The organism is Kribbella sp. NPDC043289 (assembly GCF_056436705.1).
Genome location: NZ_JBWKCB010000003.1, coordinates 1054642 through 1073691, shown reverse-complemented (window position 1 = coordinate 1073691; position 19050 = coordinate 1054642). Strand labels below are relative to the sequence as shown.

At 69.1% G+C, this 19050-nt stretch carries 22 protein-coding genes; 11 read left to right on the top strand and 11 right to left on the bottom strand.

Features of this window, described 5'->3' with window-relative positions; all coding sequences use genetic code 11:
• Window positions 1-451: 451 nt before the first annotated feature.
• Window positions 452-1093, top strand: a complete 642-nt coding sequence (locus tag AC0662_RS23590; RefSeq protein WP_452196159.1) for a LysE family translocator — start codon at window positions 452-454, stop codon at window positions 1091-1093.
• Between the two features lies 1 nt (window position 1094).
• Here AC0662_RS23590 and AC0662_RS23585 read toward each other — a convergent pair whose 3' ends face one another.
• The 4 genes from AC0662_RS23585 to AC0662_RS23570 form a co-directional block, all read right to left on the bottom strand.
• Window positions 1095-2471 carry an MFS transporter gene (locus AC0662_RS23585; protein ID WP_478303218.1) on the bottom strand — a complete coding sequence of 459 codons (1377 nt, stop codon included), beginning with the start codon at window positions 2469-2471 and terminating at the stop codon, window positions 1095-1097.
• 38 nt (window positions 2472-2509) lie between these two features.
• Window positions 2510-2878, bottom strand: a complete 369-nt coding sequence (locus AC0662_RS23580) for a DUF1304 domain-containing protein (protein ID WP_478303216.1) — start codon at window positions 2876-2878, stop codon at window positions 2510-2512.
• Between the two features lie 95 nt (window positions 2879-2973).
• On the bottom strand, window positions 2974-3885 hold the full coding sequence (locus tag AC0662_RS23575) for a phosphotriesterase family protein (RefSeq protein ID WP_478303214.1): 912 nt from the start codon (window positions 3883-3885) through the stop codon (window positions 2974-2976).
• 63 nt (window positions 3886-3948) lie between these two features.
• Entirely contained in the window at window positions 3949-5529 is a 1581-nt protein-coding gene (locus tag AC0662_RS23570) for a DEAD/DEAH box helicase (protein ID WP_478303212.1), read from the bottom strand.
• A gap of 205 nt (window positions 5530-5734) precedes the next feature.
• On the opposite strand from AC0662_RS23570, the gene AC0662_RS23565 reads away from it, so the two are divergent.
• On the top strand, window positions 5735-6244 hold the full coding sequence (locus tag AC0662_RS23565) for a DinB family protein (protein ID WP_478303210.1): 510 nt from the start codon (window positions 5735-5737) through the stop codon (window positions 6242-6244).
• Between the two features lie 3 nt (window positions 6245-6247).
• On the opposite strand, the gene AC0662_RS23560 is transcribed toward AC0662_RS23565, so the two are convergent.
• The 3 genes from AC0662_RS23560 to AC0662_RS23550 are packed head-to-tail and all read right to left on the bottom strand — an operon-like array spanning window position 6248 to window position 7749.
• On the bottom strand, window positions 6248-6916 hold the full coding sequence (locus tag AC0662_RS23560) for a TetR family transcriptional regulator (RefSeq protein WP_452196165.1): 669 nt from the start codon (window positions 6914-6916) through the stop codon (window positions 6248-6250).
• The gene (locus AC0662_RS23555; protein WP_452196166.1) at window positions 6888-7304 is read right to left on the bottom strand and encodes a thiol-disulfide oxidoreductase DCC family protein; all 417 of its coding nucleotides are present in this window, start codon (window positions 7302-7304) and stop codon (window positions 6888-6890) included. The genes AC0662_RS23560 and AC0662_RS23555 overlap by 29 nt, the downstream gene beginning before the upstream one ends.
• 13 nt (window positions 7305-7317) lie before the next feature.
• Complete coding sequence (locus tag AC0662_RS23550) at window positions 7318-7749, bottom strand: hypothetical protein (RefSeq protein WP_452196167.1); 432 nt, start codon at window positions 7747-7749, stop codon at window positions 7318-7320.
• Between the two features lie 126 nt (window positions 7750-7875).
• Here AC0662_RS23550 and AC0662_RS23545 point away from each other — a divergent pair, with 126 nt between their 5' ends.
• The 3 genes from AC0662_RS23545 (at window position 7876) to AC0662_RS23535 (ending at window position 10568) form a co-directional block, all read left to right on the top strand.
• Window positions 7876-8652 carry an amidohydrolase family protein gene (locus tag AC0662_RS23545; RefSeq protein ID WP_478303208.1) on the top strand — a complete coding sequence of 259 codons (777 nt, stop codon included), beginning with the start codon at window positions 7876-7878 and terminating at the stop codon, window positions 8650-8652.
• Complete coding sequence (locus AC0662_RS23540) at window positions 8649-9008, top strand: YybH family protein (RefSeq protein WP_452196169.1); 360 nt, start codon at window positions 8649-8651, stop codon at window positions 9006-9008. The genes AC0662_RS23545 and AC0662_RS23540 overlap by 4 nt, the downstream gene beginning before the upstream one ends.
• Before the next feature lie 144 nt (window positions 9009-9152).
• The gene (locus AC0662_RS23535) at window positions 9153-10568 is read left to right on the top strand and encodes an ankyrin repeat domain-containing protein (RefSeq protein WP_452196170.1); all 1416 of its coding nucleotides are present in this window, start codon (window positions 9153-9155) and stop codon (window positions 10566-10568) included.
• Here AC0662_RS23535 and AC0662_RS23530 read toward each other — a convergent pair.
• Window positions 10558-11661, bottom strand: a complete 1104-nt coding sequence (locus AC0662_RS23530; RefSeq protein ID WP_452196171.1) for a calcium:cation antiporter — start codon at window positions 11659-11661, stop codon at window positions 10558-10560. The two genes, AC0662_RS23535 and AC0662_RS23530, sit on opposite strands and share 11 nt — an antisense overlap.
• 64 nt (window positions 11662-11725) lie before the next feature.
• Between AC0662_RS23530 and AC0662_RS23525 the strand changes: the two genes are divergently transcribed.
• Both AC0662_RS23525 and AC0662_RS23520 read left to right on the top strand, forming a co-directional pair.
• Window positions 11726-12232, top strand: a complete 507-nt coding sequence (locus AC0662_RS23525) for an N-acetyltransferase family protein (RefSeq protein WP_478303206.1) — start codon at window positions 11726-11728, stop codon at window positions 12230-12232.
• Entirely contained in the window at window positions 12229-13104 is an 876-nt protein-coding gene (locus AC0662_RS23520) for an SCO6745 family protein (protein ID WP_478303204.1), read from the top strand. The genes AC0662_RS23525 and AC0662_RS23520 overlap by 4 nt, the downstream gene beginning before the upstream one ends.
• Here the strand turns inward: AC0662_RS23520 and AC0662_RS23515 are convergent.
• Window positions 13088-13474, bottom strand: coding sequence for a TetR family transcriptional regulator C-terminal domain-containing protein (locus AC0662_RS23515; protein WP_452196174.1), 387 nt, complete (start codon window positions 13472-13474; stop codon window positions 13088-13090). The genes AC0662_RS23520 and AC0662_RS23515 overlap by 17 nt on opposite strands.
• A 186-nt stretch (window positions 13475-13660) precedes the next feature.
• Here AC0662_RS23515 and AC0662_RS23510 point away from each other — a divergent pair, with 186 nt between their 5' ends.
• A complete protein-coding gene (locus AC0662_RS23510; protein WP_478303202.1) occupies window positions 13661-14719 on the top strand; it encodes an FAD-dependent monooxygenase in 1059 nt (352 codons plus the stop codon).
• Here the strand turns inward: AC0662_RS23510 and AC0662_RS23505 are convergent.
• A complete protein-coding gene (locus tag AC0662_RS23505) occupies window positions 14646-15557 on the bottom strand; it encodes a LysR family transcriptional regulator ArgP (RefSeq protein WP_452196176.1) in 912 nt (303 codons plus the stop codon). The two genes, AC0662_RS23510 and AC0662_RS23505, sit on opposite strands and share 74 nt — an antisense overlap.
• A 73-nt stretch (window positions 15558-15630) precedes the next feature.
• Here AC0662_RS23505 and AC0662_RS23500 point away from each other — a divergent pair, with 73 nt between their 5' ends.
• The 3 genes from AC0662_RS23500 (at window position 15631) to AC0662_RS23490 (ending at window position 18127) form a co-directional block, all read left to right on the top strand.
• Complete coding sequence (locus AC0662_RS23500; RefSeq protein WP_478303200.1) at window positions 15631-16230, top strand: LysE/ArgO family amino acid transporter; 600 nt, start codon at window positions 15631-15633, stop codon at window positions 16228-16230.
• A gap of 186 nt (window positions 16231-16416) precedes the next feature.
• A complete protein-coding gene (locus AC0662_RS23495) occupies window positions 16417-17319 on the top strand; it encodes an Abi family protein (protein ID WP_478303198.1) in 903 nt (300 codons plus the stop codon).
• A 4-nt stretch (window positions 17320-17323) separates the two neighbouring features.
• Window positions 17324-18127, top strand: a complete 804-nt coding sequence (locus tag AC0662_RS23490) for an MBL fold metallo-hydrolase (protein WP_452196179.1) — start codon at window positions 17324-17326, stop codon at window positions 18125-18127.
• Here the strand turns inward: AC0662_RS23490 and AC0662_RS23485 are convergent.
• The gene (locus AC0662_RS23485) at window positions 18124-19035 is read right to left on the bottom strand and encodes an SDR family oxidoreductase (RefSeq protein ID WP_478303196.1); all 912 of its coding nucleotides are present in this window, start codon (window positions 19033-19035) and stop codon (window positions 18124-18126) included. The genes AC0662_RS23490 and AC0662_RS23485 overlap by 4 nt on opposite strands.
• Window positions 19036-19050: the final 15 nt, after the last annotated feature.

Genomic DNA, 19050 nt, shown 5'->3' with positions numbered 1-19050 from the left:
GGTGACCAATCCCACCCCCACCCACCAGCCGCCCGGCGTGCGGCCCGACCGCCCACCTGCCCAGCCCCTCGCTCGACCACGCCGGCAGCCCACTTCCGACGTACGCCGTCCTGCCGCTCGCCTCACGACGCCCCCAACCCAACCCCGACGTACGGCACTCCGCCGCTCCCCCACCACGTCCACTCCGCGCACCCCCATCCCCACGCGACCACCACCCTCGGCGCCCCTCGACTACTGCCGAGTCGTGGCAATTGGCATGTGACCCCCAACGCGAGTCGTGAGTTCCGGCTGTCGATTTGCAACCAGGACCCACGACTCGGCGGGATCGCCGCGGGTAGAAGCCGAGGCGGGACGCCGGCCCGAGCATCGGCTTCTGCTGGGTGGGCATCACGCTCAGCTCGAAGGCGCCGCGAGCCGAGCGGTGAGTGAGGGGAGCGTTTACTCTGGGTGGATGCCGTCCGCTCATCATTTGGTTGCGTTTGCGATTACTGCGTTCATCATCATCGTGGTTCCGGGGCCCAGCGTGTTGTTCATCGTGGGGCGGGCGTTGGCGGTGGGGCGGCGGGAAGCCGTGTTGACGATGGTGGGGAACACGCTCGGTGCCGCGACGATGCTGGTGTTGATCGCGCTCGGGCTCGGGACGTTGATCGCGGCGAGTGCGGTCGCGTTGACGATCGTGAAGCTGGGCGGGGCGGCGTACCTGATCTATCTGGGGGTGCACGCGTTCCGGTCGCGGAAGTCGCTCGCGGAGGCGCTTGCCAGGGGGGTGAAGCCGGGGAGCAGCCGGAAGACCGTGCGGCAGGGGTTCCTGGTCGGGGTGACGAACGCGAAGACCGCGGTGTTCTTCGCGGCCGCGCTGCCGCAGTTCGTGGACAAGGGTGCGAGCAGCCCGGCGTGGGCGCAGATCCTGGTCCTCGGGTTGATCTTCATCCTGATCGCGCTCTGCTCGGACAGCGTCTGGGCGGTGGTGGCCGGTACGGCGCGCGAATGGTTCGCCCGCTCGCCGCGCCGGCTCGAGCTGGTCGGTGGCACCGGTGGTCTGATGATCATCGGTCTCGGCGCCAGCATCGCCGTCACCGGTTCCAAGGAATAGCTCAAACAGCAGCGGTACGTCGTCCCGCCGCGACACCGAGCAGCGCCAGCAACGCCGGGACACCGAACGCGACGACGTACGCCATGACCGCGGAATGCGGCTCCATCGCGGCGAACAACGACCCACCGATCGCCAGCACCGTTGCCGTGGACAACGAATCGCTCAGCTGCAGCGCGGAACTGTTCACACCCTGCTCGTCAGGCTCCGAGTACTCCAGCACCAGCACGGAAAGCGTGGGGAAGACCGTACCCATCCCGAGCCCGGTCAGGCTCCATCCGAGGATGCCGACGACGACCGGTACGTGCGGGTTCAGCGTGAGCGTGGCGGTGACGATGCCAAGCACGATCAGGATCATGCCGGCCTGCAGGAACACCTCGTGCGAGAACGGCTGCTTCGGGCGCCCGCGGTACCACGACGCCGCGGTCCAACTGAGCGCGCTGACGGTCAGGACCAGCCCGGCCAACGAAGGGGACAGCCCGCGCTCGCGGGTCAGCATCAGCGGAAGGAACACCTCGGCGCCGAATCCGGCCGCGGCGACCAGGCCACGGAGCGCGATCACCGAAGGCAGTCCGCGACCGAAGGTGAACGTCCCGCGCGGCAGCAGCCGCGGCCCGAACGCGATCACCCCGGCCAGGCCGATCACGAGCAGCGCAATCTGGAGTACGCCGTGCTGCTGCCCGACGTAATGCAGCAGTCCAACCCCGACGGCCGCCGCGACCGCCCACAGCGCGCGCTTGTCCCAGAGTTTCCCGGGACGCGGCTCGTGCGTGTCGCCGCGAGCCAGTCCGGGCCGCATCACCAGCGCGGCCGGGATCGCGAGCGCGGGAACGGCGAGGAACACGATGCGCCAGCTGGCGTGCTCGACGATCAGTCCGGCGATCGCGGGACCGACGAGTGACGGCACCACCCAACCGGTAGCGAAGGCGGCGAAGATCCGCGGCCGTAGCCGGGCCGGGTACAGCTGCCCGACCACGACGTACAGGGCGACCGTGAGTAGACCGGAGCCGAAGCCCTGGATGATCCGGCCGATGACCAGGACCTCCATCGTCGGCGCGAATCCCGCGATCAGCAGGCCGGCCAGGAACCACGCCGTACCGTGCCAGAGCGGGCGGGTCGGGCCTTTCAGGTCGCTCCAGGTACCGGAGATGACCATCGCGACGACACCGGAGGCGAGTGGTCCGCCGAACGCGAGCGCGTACAGACTGAGGCCGTCGAGCGCCTGGGCGACGGTCGGCATCGCCGTCGCGACCGCGAGCGACTCGAACGCGACCAGGGTGATCAGCGCGACCATGCCAACGGTCAAGGCGCGGTACTGCGGGGAGAGAACGCCACCGGTGTCGGCGGCAGGCCCGGTCGCGGGCTCGGCAACGGTCGTCATGCCGAGAAGCTTCGGACCTCAAGTGCGCTTCAAGTCAACTAGAGAATCGCGGCGAGCACCAGCGCGAGGATCGGCGGGACGGCCTGGGTGGCCGCGGCGCGCAGCATCCGGCGGTCGGAGGCGAGCAGTACGACGCCCGCGCCGGCCATGCACGCACAGGCGAACAAGGCGATCGCATGGCCCTTGTCGCCGCCCCAGATCAGCCCGCCGAGCGCACCGATCGCGAGGAACAGGTTGTAGAACCCCTGGTTGAACGCCCACGGCCGCGCGGCCGCCATCTCGGTGTCGTCCTTCACCAGGAACCGCCGGTACGTGCTCGGCTTGCGGAACAGCAGGCTCTCCAGCGCGAACACCACGACATGGAACAGCCCGGCCACTGCCACGAAGATCTGTGCGATCAAACTCATCCGCGTCCTCGCTTCGCTGCGGGCGCGGCTGAGGCACGAGACGCACTGTGCTTGATGATGAATTCGCTTCGCTCATTCATGGCGGGAACGTACCGTCAAGCCCGCCAATCCGTGGCGAAGGCACGCGCTGGGTTGTCCCGGAACACCGCGTCCGCGACGTCCGCACCGAAGTACCGCGTGATCCGTGGTCGGAGGTGGGTCAGCAGGTACGGCATCCCGGGCCCTTCCCCGGTCGACGCCCGGGCGCGGGCGCTCGTGGTGTCGCCGCCGAGCAGCAGCCGGTCGGTGTACCCGGCGTCGATGAGCGCGGCCAGGCAGTCGGTCAGTCGCGGATCGGTCGCGTTGTTCGCCCGCGACGGCCCGTCGAACGCCAGCCACGCGCCACGCTGCGCCAGTTCGAGATGCACCCGATGATCCGGGAACCGGTTGAGGTGCCCGAGGATGACCGCCGCCGGATGCACCTCGAGCTCGTCGACGAGCAGATCGAGTACGGCGTCCGCCGCGGATCCGAGCTCGTGATGGACAGCGATCGGCGCGTTCGTCGCGTGGTGCGCCTCGGCCGCGGCGCGCATCACGAGCTCCGCGTGCGCGTCGAGCACGTGGAATCCGCCCGCGACCTTGATCAGCCCGGCCCGGACCGGCGTCTCGCCGATACCGGTCGTCAACTCACGGACGAAGATCTCGGCCAGCTGGTCACGGATCTCGTCGACGTGCCCCTCGGGGTAGTGCTCGCGCCGGTGCAGTCCGGTCGCCGCGACGATCGACACCCCGGTGCCGGTGGAGATCCCGGGAAGCGCCTCGGCGCCTTGGTGCAGACCGTGCGGGGTCCATTGCACGATCGCCTGGCCGCCGGCCCGCGCGAACGCCCGCACCTCGGCGACCGCGGCCGCCTCGTCGTCGAGCTCCTGACCTGGTAGGAGCGCGGAACGGAAGAACAGGTGGTCGTGCGCATCGCACACCCCGAGCGCTTCCGGCGCGAGGTCGTTCAGGACCGTTCGAATCCGCATCAGCATCCCAAGGTCAGGTCACGGCACCGCCAGTGGCACCGTAACCCAACCTCGAGATCTGGCTCAGGCCGCCTGCTTGCCCGGCGCCCGGCGGCGCCGGCCGCGACCGGCCGAGCGGCGGGACGGACCCGAGGACCGGCGACCGCCGGCCTTCGGCGTCGTCGACCGAGGTGCCGCCGGCTGCTTGGCCGCCGGGGCCGGCGGGGCGACGTACGTCCGCTCGCCCGGGGCCAGCTCGGACAGCAGCGGGTCGCCGGCGGTGAGCTTGGTGATCTTCGGCGCGATACCGGCCTTGCGGGTCAGGTCGCGGACGTCCCGGACCTGGTCGTCGGTCATCAGCGTGACGACGGTGCCTTCGGCGCCGGCGCGAGCGGTCCGGCCGGAGCGGTGCAGGTAGGCCTTGTGCTCGATCGGCGGGTCGGCGTGGATCACCAGCGTGACCCCGTCGACGTGGATGCCCCGGGCCGCGATGTCGGTCGCGACCAGCGTCCGCGCCGTACCGTCGGCGAAGGCTTCGAGGTTCCGCGTACGGGCGCCTTGGGACAGGTTCCCGTGCAACTCGACCGCGGGAACACCCTGGGCGATCAGCTTCTTCGTCAGCGCCTTCGCGCCGTACTTCGTCCTGGTGAACACGAGCGTCCGTCCGGGCGCCGCGGTCAGGTCCGTGAGCACCGGGAGCCGGGCGTCGGACTTCACGTGCAGGACGTGGTGGGTCATCTTGGCGACCGGCGAGCGGGCCGAGTCGACGCTGTGCGTCACCGGGTCGTTCATGAAGCGCCGGACCAGGACGTCGACGCCGGCGTCGAGCGTGGCGGAGAACAGCAGCCGCTGCGCGGTGGCCGGGGTCGCCTCGAGGAGCCGGCGGACGGCGGGCAGGAAGCCGAGGTCGGCCATGTGGTCGGCCTCGTCGAGCACGGTGATCTCCACCGCGCCGAGCTTCGCGTGACCCGCCTTGACGTGGTCCTCGAGCCGTCCTGGGCAGGCGACGACGATGTCGGTGCCCTTGCGCAGGCCGTTGATCTGCGGGCCGTGACCGACGCCGCCGAAGATCGTCATCGACCGCAGGCCGAGCGCGTCGGCGAGCGGCGTGATCGACGCCTGGATCTGGGTCGCGAGCTCGCGGGTCGGGGCGAGGATCAGAGCGCGCGGCTGATTCGCCCGGCGCTTACCGTTGCCGGTCGCGAGCCGCGCCAGGACGGGCAGGACGAACGCATACGTCTTGCCGGAGCCGGTCCGGCCGCGACCGAGAACGTCCTTGCCGGCCAGGGAATCCGGCAGCGTCGCCGCCTGGATCGGGAACGGCGACGACACGCCGGTCGCGGCCAGCGCCGTCACCAGCCGCTCGGGTACGCCGAGCTCCGCGAACGAGCGGTTGTCGGGGGCAACGGTCTCGGCCGGCTCCTCGAAGTTGCTGACAGCAACTTCCGGCTCCGGTGCGGTGAAGATGGCCGTCTTGGCCGGACCCTGCTGGTTGCGTCCGGCACCGGAACGGCGCCGGCGACGCGGGCGGGTGGATCCGCCGCGGGGGTCACCCTCGGCGGGCGCCGCGTTCGCGGCGGGACGACGCGGATTGCCGGTGGGCTTGCGCGTCTGGGTGGAAGGCTGGTTGTTCGTGCTTGTAGACGTGGGGCGGCGGGCCGCCATAGAAGTACTCCAAAAGTCGGGGGGTCGTCCTGCCCGGCGCGGCCGAGTGTGGCCGCGGCGCGTGGTGGTCGACTGCTGGCGCAGCGTAAGTGCGCACACCGGCCCGAGGCAGAACTGGGCGGGCCGTCTCCTGCATTCTACTGTGCCGGAGGCCACCAGCCGACGGATATTCACCGGATCCTCGTCACACCGGTAGGTTCGGCTCGTGACGACAGACCCTCGGGTGGATCCACCCACGGCGGCCGACGAGCGCGTATTGCTGCAGAGTTTTCTCGACTTCCACCGCGAGACGCTGCTGTGGAAGGTCTCCGAACTGACCGGCGAGCAACTGGTCCAGCGCGCCGTCGAACCGTCGAGTCTCTCGCTGATCGGGCTGGTCCGGCACCTGAGCGAGGTCGAGAAGTACTGGTTCCACCGCGCGCTCGCCGGTCACCCGTCGCCGCCGAAGTACTGGACCGAGGAGCACCCAGACGGCGACTTCGACCTGGCCGACCCCGCGCTGGCCGAGCAGGACGTCGAGGAGTTCCGCGAGATCGTCAAGACGTCGGACGAGCTGGCCGCGAACTACTCCCTCGACGCCACCTTCGTCCGCCCGGGCCACGAAGCGCCGTACTCCGTCCGCTATCTCTACATCCACATGATCGAGGAGTACGCCCGCCACAACGGCCACGCGGACTTCCTCCGCGAACGCGTGGACGGCACCACCGGCGAGTGAGACCTACGGCTTGATGCTGCGGATCAGGCCGACGAGGTCGTTCACCACGCCCTTGACGCCGGGGATCCGGGTGAGCCGGAGCAGCCGGTCGACGAGCGGAACCGACCGGTCGATCAGGGTCTTGGTCCGGCGAACATCGGCGCTCTGGTCGTGCACCCAGAACAGGACGATGCCCATCTGGAGGAGCCAGAGGAGCTCCGGGAGTTCGGCTCGCAGATCGGCGGGCAGCTTGAGGTCGGAGCCGTCGACCACCCGCCGGAAGATCTCCACGCTCGCATCCCGCGCCGGCCGCGACTCGTCGCTGAACGGCGACAGTGGGCTCTGCGGATCGGCCGCCGTCTTGAAGAACGTGCCGGCGAACTCGTGGTACGGCGCGGCCACCTCGAGCCACACCCGCAGTACGCCGGCCAGTCGCGGTACGAACGCCTTCTCGATAGTCAGGATCGGCTCGACGGCCTCGCGGTGCTGGTCCTGGAGCAGGTCGTAGTACGCCTGCATCAGGTGGTCCTTGGAGCCGTAGTAGTAGTACGCGTTCCCCACCGAGACTCCGGCCTCGGTGGCGATCGCGCGCATCGTGGTCTTGCCGTAGCCCTGCTCCCGGAAGAGCCGGAGCGCGGTCGACAGGATCAGCTCGCGGGTCTGTTCACCCTTCGCGGTCGCACTGTCCGTCACATCCGTCAGCGTAGTCACCTCCCGTCCGAGCCAGGCTCCGCAGCCCGGCCGCCGCCTGTACGACGGCCCTCGCCACCGGCCGCATCGCCGGACTCGCCAGCCGTACGGCGGTGTGTCTGTGTTCCCCCGTGGCCCACAGGCACACGATCCACGCGCGATCCCCGACGTACACGGAGCCGTCGTCGGCCACCACCGTCACCTCCCGGAGCGTGGCCGCATGGTCCAGCGAGGGGTAGAGCGCCCGCGCGTCCGCCGACCCCGCCGCGACGAACCGCAACCGCACCACCCCACCTCGCCCGTCCGGTGCCGGGCGCTGCGCGGCCAGCCAGTCCTTGAACCGGCGGCACAGGCCACACCCGGCGTCGTACAGCACCGTCAACTCACGCACGGCCCGGCGGCCTTCAATACCCGTACTGGGCGTTCTGCTCGGTCACCGTGAGCGGCGCCGGCGGGACGGTGTCGTTCGGCGGCACCGGCGGGTTGCTCATCATGTCGAGCCGGCTGCGGGTGCGGATCTTGTTGAAGATCCAGACGTTCGCCAGGTGCACCACGCCGAGCACCAGCATCACGACACCGAGCTTCACGCTCAGCTGCTCGAAGACCCCGCTGGCGTCCAGCACCGGGCGGTCGCCGCGCAGGAACAGCGTCACGAACCCGAGGTTGATCAGGTAGAACCCGACCACCAACAGCCGGTTCACGGCGTCGGCGAAGAACTCGTTGCCGTGGAACACGTCCACCAGGAAGATCCGCCCGTTGCGGCTCAGCGTCCGCGCCACCCAGATCGTCAGCGGCACCGCGATCGCCAGGTAGACCAGGTACGTAGTGACCGTCATGTCCATCTCGTCCCCACCTTCTTGAACACGTTCAAATCCTTGTCGATCTGAGAGTACGGCGATTTTTTGAACATGTTCAAGTCAGTGGTCGAGTGATCTGGGTCTCGGCTGAGGCAGGATGGCGCCATGACTTCCTGGGTCTTCGAGGGAACCGTCCTCCCGACCGGCGACGCCGCCCGCCTGACCTTCGGCGGGGACGCTGGACAGCACCTTCCCGGCCGGTACGCCGTACCCGGGCTGGTCGACTCGCACTGTCATCTGACGCTCGCCGCCGGGCCGAACGGGCCCGATCCGCAGGGCGCCGAGTTCGCGGCAGACCGCCTCGACGAACTGGCGAGCGCCGGTGTCAGCGCGGTCCGGGACGTCGGCGGCAACCGCGAAGTCACCCTGAAGCTCGCCCGCACCACCGACGACAGCCGCCCGCACGTCCTCGCCGCCGGCCGCTTCCTCGCCCCGAGCGGCCGCTACTTCCCGCAGGCGTACGAGCCGGTCGCCCCGGAGGATCTGCTGGCCGCGGTCGAGGCCGAGATCGCCGACGGCGCAACCTGGCTGAAGCTGGTCGGCGACTTCCCCGAGGTGGGTCCGGACGGCCCGATCCGGGGCAGCAAGATCAGCCCGACGTACGAGCTCGACCTGGTCGCGGCGATGGTCGAGCTCGCCCACTCGCGCGACGTCCGGGTCGCCGCGCACGTCAACACCGACCACGTCTCCGGCCTGATCCACGCCGGCATCGACTCGGTCGAGCACGGTACGGCGCTCACCGCGGCGTCGATCGGCGCTCAGGAGTTCCTCGGTCTGACCGGCGCGGGCAACCTGGTCACGTACGACGCGGATCCGCGCGAGGACCCCGCGGTCCTGGCGACGCCGTCCGCGGTGGTCCTGAACAACCGGAGGATCGCATGAAGGAGAAGGACCTGGACCGCTGGGTCGCGCAGTACCGGAAGGCGTGGGAGTCGAACGACCGCGAGGACATCGCCGCGCTCTGGACCACGGACGCCGCCTGGTACCGGCGGCCGGACGAAGACCCGGTGGTCGGCCAGGACGCGATCGTCGACGCCTGGCTGGAGGTCAAGGACGCGCCGGGCGAGACGACGTTCGAGTACGAGGTGCTCGGGTTCGGTGACGGCGTGGCGTTCGTCCGCGGCTGGACGACGTACCTGACGAATCCGCCGAGCGACTTCAGCAATCTCTGGGTGATCCGGATGGACAAGGACCGCGCGTACGAGTTCACCGAGTGGTGGATGGTGAAGCCGAGCTGAGGTACGGTGCCGGTAGGCGCTCAGGGTGCCACCGGTCCGCGGGAAGGGCTCAGCCCACCTGATGGATCTTTGTGATGTGGCACCAGTTCACCTCCTTTCTCGCCTGACGATGCGGACAGCAGGCTCGTAGAGAGGAGGTCGGCGATGCCGACCCGGAACCTTCCGAACGACCCGCACCTGGACCACCTGCGCAAGCAGGCCAAGACCCTGCTCAAGGACGTCCACGCCGGCAATCGCGAGGCACTCGCGCTGGCCGCTGAGTTCCATCCGGTGACGACGCTGGCGGACGCGCAGTTGGTGATCGCCCGCAGCTACGGCTTCCCGAGCTGGCCGCGGCTCGTGCGGCATCTCGAACTGGTCGACCGGTACAGCCGCTCGCCGCACCGGCAGCCGATCGGCGGCCCGCTCGACACCCCCGAGCAACGCGCCGACGAGTTCCTCCGGCTGGCGACGCTGCACTACGGCGAGGACGATCCGGCCCGGCAGCAGTCGGCCGCCGACCTGCTCGAGCGTTTCCCGGAGATTGCCCAGAGCAACATTTGCACCCAGGTCGTGACCGGCGACCTCGACGGCGTCCGCGCGAACCTCGCCCAGGCGAGCGCCGAAGGCGGACCGTACCGCTGGGAGCCGCTGCTTTACCTCACCTACAACCGCCTCGCCGCGCCCAACCAGGTGGAGATCGCGCGCCTGCTACTCGCGAACGGCGCCGACCCGAACGCCGGCTATCTCTGGCAGGGCATGCCGTCACCGTTCACCGCGATCACCGGCGTCTTCGGCCGCGGCGAAGGCGACCAACCACCGCACCCGAACCGGGTCGAGCTCGCCCGGCTCCTGCTCGCCGCCGGCGCCGATCCGAACGACAGCCAGACCATGTACAACTGCGGTCCCGGCTGTCCCCCGCCGTACGACGACGTGCATCTGGAACTGTTGCTGGAGTACGGACTGGGTCGTGGTGACGGTGGGCCGTGGCACGAGCGGATGACGACCGCGCACCCGACACCACGCCAGCTCCTCGAGGACGAACTCGTGTTCGCGTCCTCGGCCGGGCTGCTGCACCGCGTCGAGCTGGTCCTTGCCCAGGGCATCGATCCGGACGAGCGCGGGACGAAGCACCCGGGCTTCGGCGGGCATCGCGCGTACGAACTCGCGGCCGTCCAGGGACACACCGAGATCGCCGAGCTACTGCGAGCTCACGGTGCCGCCCCTCTTGACGACGTCCACGAGGTCCTCGCCGCGGCCTTCCGGGGCGAGACGCCCGTCGTCACACCGGAACTCGCCGCCCGGACCGTCGCCCGCAACCCGTACCTGCCGATCCGGGCCGCCGAGATCGGCCGGACCGAGGCGATGGAACCCCTACGAAACCTCGGCTTCGACCTCAACGTGATGTACGGCTCGGCGCCGATCCACCGGGCCGCGATCAACGGTCACTTAGACACGGTGCGGAGACTGATCGAGCTGGGCGCCGACCCGGAGCTGCGCGATCCGTCGTACAACGGGAACGCTCTGAGCTGGGCCGAGCACAATCACCAACAGGCCGTGGCGGACTACCTCAGGGGCTGACGGCGAGGAACAGGAACGCGCTGAACACCGCGAGGTGGACGGCGCCCTGCAGCAAGGTGGCCTTGCCGGTCGCGAAGGTGATGGTGGCGGTCACGACGGTCAGCGCGAACAGCACCATCTCCTTGCCGCCGAGCCCGAGGACGAGCGGCCCGGTCAGCCAGATCGAGGCGACGGCGATCGCGGGGATGGTCAGGCCGATACTCGCCAGGGCCGAGCCGAGCGCCAGGTTGACGCTGGTCTGGAGACGGTTCCGCAGTGCCGCGCGGACTGCGGCAATCGTCTCCGGCAGCAGCACCAGCAGCGCGATCACGACGCCGACGACGGGCAGCGGCAGGCCGGCCGACTCCACGGCGTGCTCGAGGTTCGGCGAGACGGTCTTGGCGAGTCCGACCACCGACACCAGGCAGACGAACAGCAGCCCGAGGCTGATCATCGCGGTCGCCGTGCGCGGGGCGGCCGCGTGGTGCTCCTCGTCCTCGTCCACGTCGCCGCTCGGGCTGTGCGGGAGGAAGTAGTCACGGTGCCGGATCGTCTGGATGAAGACGAACACGCCGTACATCACCAGCGACGTGACGCCGGCGAACGCGAGCTGCGCCGAACTGAACTGCGGCCCCGGCGCACTGGTCGTGAACGTCGGCAGCACCAAACTCAGCGTGACCAGAGCAGTCATCACCGAGAGAGCGGAGTACGACGCCTGCACGCGGAAACCCTGCACGCGATGCCTCAGCGAGCCGACAACGAGAGACAGACCGAGGATGCCGTTGCAGGTGATCATCACCGCGGCGAACACTGTGTCCCGGGCCAATGTCGCGGCCTTGTCACCGCCGGACGACATCAGCGTCACGATCAGTGCGACCTCGATGATCGTCACCGCCAGCGCGAGGATCAGCGTGCCGAACGGCTCACCGACCTTGTGCGCGACGACCTCGGCGTGGTGGACGGCCGCGAACACGGCAGCGCCCAGACCGGCACAGACCAGGATCAGCAACACCGTTCCCAGGTGCCGGTGCCAGGACAGCACGAGGTCCAGGAAGGCGAGTGCGGGCACGACGAGGGTCCAGCGCGGCAGCCCTTGGAACACGGATCTGTTCATCCCCAGCAAGCCTATCGGCAATCCCCTTGGCTTCCCGTGAAGCGCGGGTGATGCTTCTCCCACTATGACTCTTGAGATCCGTGACGCGACCGACTCCGACTGGCCGGCGATCTGGCCGTTCTACCGTGACATCGTCGTCGCACGGGAGACGTACACCTACGATCCGAACGTGACGGAGGAGGACGCGCGGGCCGGATGGATGCGGCCGTCGAGCTCACCGTTGGCGCGGACCACAGTCGCGGTCGATGCCGACGGCACCGTTCTCGGCAGCGCGAACATGTACCCGAACCGCCCCGGTCCCGGCGCGCACGTTGCCAGCGCGAGCTTCATGGTCGACGGCAAGGCCCGCGGGAAGGGCGTCGGCCGGGCGCTCTGCGAGGACATGATCGACTGGGCGCGGCGGACGGGTTTCCGGTCGATCCAGTTCAACGCCGTGGTCGAGACCAACGAACCCGCCGTGCACCTCTGGCAGGCGCTCGGCTTCCGGATCGCCGGCACTGTTCCCGGGGCCTTCGACCATCCGACGCTCGGGTACGTCGGTCTGCACGTCATGTACCGTCCGCTGCCATGAGGGACAGCCGAGCGCGCCAACTGTGGAAAACTCTCGAACCCTTCCACGCGATCACCTACTTCGCCCCGGAGACCAGGCAGGCGACCGACGTGCTCGGCCTCAAAGGCGGCTGGATGAGCTACTTCGGCTGCCGCGCGGCGCCCCTCGGCGCGGCCGGCCCGGAGCTCGTCGCCGCCGTGTTCTACAACTTCCACCCGGCGATGGTTGCTCGATCCCTCCCGGACGCCTGGACTTACGCGACTCCGGAACAGCTCCTCGACGCCCGCCTCACCGCTGTCGACGACGCCGTACGCCGTTTGGTGCGCGACGCATCGCCGAACGACACCGCATGGTCTGGTGGCGGGTTCGACCGGGCGGCTGAGCTCGGGCGCCGCGCGGCGGAACTCGCGCCGGTCGCCGGCCGGCCGCTGGCGGCGGCGAACTCAGCCCTGGAGTGGCCGACCGAGCCGCATCTCGTGCTCTGGCAGGCGACGACCATCCTGCGCGAGTCCCGAGGCGACGGCCATGTCGCGGCGCTCGTTGCCGCCGGTCTGAGTCCGTGCCAGGCGTTGGTGACGATCTCCGCGGCCGGTGGGCCGGCGAAGGAGGTCTTCCAGCTCAACCGGCGGTGGAGCGACGAGGAGTGGGCGGCCGCGTCCGACGACCTCCGGAGTCGCGGGCTGCTCGATGCGGATGGCGCTCTCACCCCTGCGGGCCAGGCGCTGCGGCAGCAGGTGGAGGACATGACGGACGCGCTCGCAGATCAGGGATGGCAGGCGTTGGGTGACGAACTCACCACCGAGTTGCACGATCTCGTGCGGCCGCTGAGCGCCGTACTGATGGCTGAAGAGTTGATCCCGGCGGACAACCCGATGGCTATGCGCTGGGACTGATCCGGTCCGCGAGTGCGCGGAGCGACTGCGCGAGCTGCTCGCCGGTCGGCGCTCCATCGGGGTCGGACATGCGCTGCGCGACGACGCCGAGGAGCATCGCCTGCAGGAGTGAGCCGATCGCCTGGGTCTCGTCGGCGTCCGCGTCGGGGGCGACGCCACCGAACAGGTGCGCCAGCCCTTCGCGGGCCTCACCCTGCATCTTCGCCAGCTCGGCGACCAGATCAGGCATGCTCGCACCGAGGCTGAGCACCTCGAACTGAGCGGCCCAGAGTGCCCGGAGCCGCGGATTCTCCAGACTCCCGGCGATCTGCTCCCACGTCGCCACGAACTGCTCACGCGGCTGGCGTACGACCGCCCGCACAGCCTGCACGTCGGCGGCTTCCGCGCCGCCGACCGCCGATGCCCACTCGTTGATCAGCAGCTCCCGGAGCGCCTCGTTCAGGAGGGTCTCCTTCGAGCCGAAGTGGTAGCCGATCGCGGACAGGCTGACCCCGGCCGCGGTCGTGCCCCCGCGTCGCGGTCGGGTGGCTACGCGGTCGACTTCCGCGGCGCGTCGATGACGGTGCTCGAGCGGATGGGCATCCTGTCCGCGGTCGAGGAACGCGCCACCCAGATGGGCGCAATGACGTACGTGAAGGGGTCCGGCAAGGTGGCCGCGAAGACCTCGACCGAGGCGTTCAGCGGTGAGCTGGAGATCCTCCGGGGCGACCTGGTCGACATCCTGTACGAGCGGACCGCGAGTACGACGGAGTACCTCTTCGACGACTCGATCGCTGCGCTGACGCAGGACGAGTCAGGGGTCGACGTGGCGTTCGAGTGCGGCGTGACCCGGCGGTTCGATCTGGTCATCGGTGCGGACGGGTTGCACTCGAACGTGCGGCGGCTGGCGTTCGGCGCGGAGTCGTCGTACCGGCACGACCTCGGGTACTACGCGTCGGTGTGCACCGTCGAGAACCACCTCGGGCTCGATCACAGCGGGCAGATCTACAACGTGCCCGGCAAGACTGTCGGGACCTACAGCGCGCGTAACAACACCGAGGCGAAGGCATTGTTCTACTTCGCGTCCGATCCGCTGACGTACGACCGCCGCGACGTACCGGCGCAGCAGGCGATCGTCGAGCAGCAGTTCGCGGGTCTCGGATGGGAGGTGCCGACGCTGCTGGACGGGATGCGGACCGCGCCGGACTTCTACTTCGACTCGATCAGCCAGATCAAGCTGGACAGCTACTCCTGCGGCCGTGTCGCGCTCTGCGGAGACGCCGGGTACTGCGCCTCTCCGCTGTCCGGGATGGGGACCAGTCTCGCGATCGTCGGTGCGTACGTCCTCGCGGGCGAGCTGCACGCGGCCGGCGGCGACCATGCGCGGGCGTTCGCGGCGTACGACGACCGGATGCGCGGGTTCGTGGCGGCGTGTCAGAAGCAGGCGGTCGACGGGGCGATGTGGTTCATCCCGGCGAGCAGGTGGTTCATGAAGCTGCGGAACCTGACCTTCCGGCTGATGCCGTACCTGCCGTGGCGGAACATGATCCGCGACATGTCGCTCAAGGTCGGGAACGCGATCGAACTCCCGGAGTACGCAGACCTTCCTCGGCGGCCCGCAGTACCGCGGCCGTGAGCGCGTCGAGGACCTCGGACCCGAGCTTCCAGTGCTGCCAGTACAACGGCACGTCGATGTATTTGCCTGGAGCAACTTCCACGAGACGGCCGGCGGCCAGCTCGGGTCCGGCCACCTGGTCCTCGATCATCCCCCAGCCGAGACCGATCCGGACCGCTTCGTGGAACGGCGCGGATGCCGGGATCGCGTGCGCCGGTGGGTCGAGCTTCCGCCTGGTGACCTTGCGGATCAGGCGATGCTGCAGAACGTCCTTCTCGTTGAACAGCACCAGCGGTGCCTCGGCGAGTGCCTCCGGCAACGACTTCCCGGCCAGCCACCGCTCGGCGTACTCCGGAGTCGCCAGCGGCAGGTACCGCATCTTCCCCAGCGGTACGACGCGACACCCCTGGACCGGTCGCGGATCAGCGGTCACCGCGGCGAGCACCGTCCCGTTCCGCAGGTACTCCGCCGAGTGCTCCTCGTCCTCCTGATGCACCAGGAACCGGGCGTTGTGGGTCCGGGACAGATCGAGCATCGCCGGCAGGAACCAGTTGTTCAGCGAGTCCGCGTTGACCGCGATCGGGATCCGCTGCGCGTCGATCGTCCCCCGGACGGCGGCGATCGCGTCGAGCTCGAGCAGCGACACCTGACGGGCCAGCCGGAGCAACGCCTCACCCGCGGCGGTCGCCCGCGCAGGCTTGCCGCGCATCACCACGACCTGACCGAGCCGGCTCTCCAGCGCCTTGATCCGTTGACTGACCGCGGACGGCGTCACCCGCAACCGCCGTGCGGCCGCGTCGAAACTGCCTTCGTCGACGACGGCCACGAAGGTCTCGAGCTGCACGGAGTCGAACTGCATGATGAAGCAATTCTAAGGGTGCTTCAGAATCTTTAGCTGGTTTGACGGTGGTCAACTCCCTACCGTCGAAGACATGCCCCTACTCGCCGGATTCGCCACGTCGATGTCCCTGATCGTCGCGATCGGCGCCCAGAACGCGTTCGTCCTCCGCCAGGGGCTGCGCCGCGAACACGTCCTCTCGGTCGTCCTCACCTGCGCGCTGTCCGACGCCCTGCTGATCTCCAGCGGCATCCTCGGCCTCGGCGCACTGATCACCCGCAGCCAACTCGCCCTGGACATCGCCAAGCTCGGCGGTGCCGCGTTCCTCTACACGTACGCGTTCCTCGCCGCCAAGCGAGCGCTCGGCCCCGGCCGCCGGATCACTCCCACCGACCACACACCCATCGCTCTGCGCAGTGTCGTCCTGACCTGCCTGGCCTTCACCTATCTCAACCCGCACGTCTACCTGGACACGGTCGTCCTGCTCGGCTCCCTCGCCAACCAACGCGGCACCGACGGCCGCTGGCTCTACGGCCTGGGCGCCGTCACCGCCAGCTTCACCTGGTTCTCCGCACTCGGCTTCTGCTCCGGCAAACTCGCCCGCCTCTTCGCCCGCCCCCGAGCCTGGCAGATCCTCGACGCCACCATCGCCACCCTGATGACCACCCTCGCCACCTGGATGCTCCTCCCCTGATATCAACAGGCCTGATTCCCCGTTGGTCGCGACCCGCGCTTCCGGATACACTGTGAGTAGCAAGACCAGCCCCTCTGCCCGCTCGGGCACGGGCTGGTCGTCTTTTCTGGGGGCTTTCGCGTGCTTTCCTACGCCAAACCACACCTGTCCTTCGATGCCCAAGTCGAACTGCTGCAAAGCAGAGGCATGGTCATCGACGATCCCGCCGCCGCAGCCGAACTCCTGGGTGCGGTCGGCTACTACCGCCTGAGCGGCTACTGGTATCCCTACCGGCGCCAAGTCGCTCCGAGACAACGCGACGATCAGTTCGTCGCCGGCACCGACTTCACCACCGTCGTTCGGCTCTACGATGCCGACCGACGGCTCAAGCTTCATGTCCTCGACGCGATCGAGCGCGTCGAGATCGCGTTGCGGGTGATGATCGGGTTCACGCTGGGGAAGCGCGGTGCCTACGCACACCTCGACCGGGCGAACCTCGACGGACAGTTCACCCGCCTGGACGGCACACGACGGAGCAAGTACGACGGCTGGATCGCCAAGGTCCGTGACGCCCAGCGCCGGTCCTCCGAGGACTTCGTCGTGCACTTCCAGACCAAGTACGACGGCCGGCTGCCGGTGTGGGTCGTGACCGAGATCCTGGACTTCGGTTCCACCGCGCACCTGTACGCCGGTCTCAAATCCGCCGATCGCAGCGTCATCGCGCAGGAACTCGACATCGTTGACCACCACGGACAGGGCAACGGACACACGTTGAGCAACTGGCTCCGAGTCCTGAACTACGTCCGCAACATCTGCGCACACCACTCCCGGCTCTGGAACCGACACATGGTCAACAAGATCGCGGCGCGACAGTTGGCGAGCATTCCGGAGTTGCAGCACCTGAGCGATCCGATGGTCTCGCACGACCGGATCTACTCGACGCTGTGTGTCCTGGCGTTCTTGATGCAGCGTGTTGGTCGGGGTCCGTGGGCCTCGGAGCTCCGGGTGTTGGTTGCGGGTGAGGTGCCGGCGTGTGGGCGGAGTCTTTCGGAGATGGGGTTTCCGCCGGAGTGGGACGGATGCTGGCCGTGGAGTGTGATGCGGGGGTGAGCCTGTGGACGTGACGGTGTTGTGTGATGCCGTGGCGGTGTTTCCGGAGGCGGTCGGGGATGCCTTGCCTGGTTGGGGTTCTGAGCAGTCGGCGTGGACCGCACGGGTGATGCCGGGGAACGTGCGTGGTGACGGGTGGCTGCTGCATTTCCACAGTTATCTGGTCACGTCGGAATCCGGCGTGGTGCTGGTGGATGCGGGCGTCGGGCCGGCTGGCGGCGAGGCCGCCGAGTGGCTGGGCGTTGCCGGGCGGTTGCCGCAGTTGCTGAGCCAGGTGGGTGTGGCCGCGTCCGAGGTGGACGCGGTCGTGTTGACGCATGTCCATCTGGACCATGTGGGGTGGGCGTCCGACGGTTCCCGACCGGCGTTTCCGCGGGCGGAGTACGTCGTACAGCGGGCTGAGCTGGAGCATGTGCGCGGCGGTACGACCTACTCGCAGCGGATCCGGCCGATCGAAGAGGCCGGGCAGTTGCGTGTGGTCGAGGGTGATGTGGCGCTGCGCGGAATGCGGTTGGTGCCCACGCCGGGGCACACGCCTGGGCATCAGTCCGTGGTGACCGAGCGGGCGGTCCTGGGTGGCGATGTGCTGGTGCATCCGGCACAGGCCCGGTGGCCAGAGCTGACCTACGTATACGAGCGGGACCCGGCGATCGCGGTGACTTCGCGACGCGAGGTACTGGCGATGGCCGCCGCGTCGGGAGTCCCGATCGCGGCGGCGCATCCCCACGGCGCACTGGCAGCCGACGCCACCGGGGCCGCTTCGACCCCGGGCGCCGGCGACGCGGTCTGCCCGCCGTACAGGCTTTAGCGATAGCCAGTGGTGTCGGCGGGTTTGCCTGGGCCTTCGACCTCGGCGATGTACCGCCACGCGTCCGGCCGGCTGCCGTCGACGTCGGTGAAACCGTAGATCTGCGCGAGCTCCCCACTCGACGTCGACTTGCCGTGCCACCGCCGTACGTCGGGATCCGCCGCGAGCGCCGCCACCGCGCGGCCGACGTACGACGGGCTCTCGGAGATCGCGAAGTGCGGGACCTGCTCGGTCGCGTCCCGCCAGTTCTCCTCGCGGACCCCGAATCCCCCGAGCATCGCCTCGGACCGCAACCACCCCGGCGTCAGCAGGACAGCGGTCGCGTCGCGCTTCTCCAGCTCGTGCGCCAGCGCGAACGCGACCCGCCCGACCGCACCCTTCGCGACGTCGTAGAAGAACGAGACGCGGTACGTCTCGGCGTTGTACTCACGCGTCCCGTCGGTCATCTCGATCACCAGACCACCCGGCGACTTCAGCAGCAACGGCAGCGCGTGGTGCGCGGTGATGATGTGCGTGTTCACGCCCAACTGCAGCAACCGCAGACCGGCGTCGAGATCGCTCTCCCACACGGTCTTCTCCCACTCGGGCTCGCCGTGCTGCCCCCAGATGTCGTTCACCAGGATGTGCAGCGCGCCCTGCTCACGCTCGATCCGCGCGACCAGATCCCGCACCTGCTCGGGATCCAGATGATCCACCGGTACGGCGATGCCGTGTCCGCCCGCCTTGTCGACCAGCTCGGCCGTGTCCTCGATCGTCTCGGGCCGGCCCATCTCGGACCGCCGGGCCCGCGTGCTCCGCCCGGTCACGTACACGGTCGCACCGGCCGCGCCGAGCTCGACCGCGATTCCCCGGCCGGCCGCCCGGGTCGCTCCCGCGACCAGCGCCACCTTCCCCGCCAACGGTTTCATCCATCCTCCTGATTC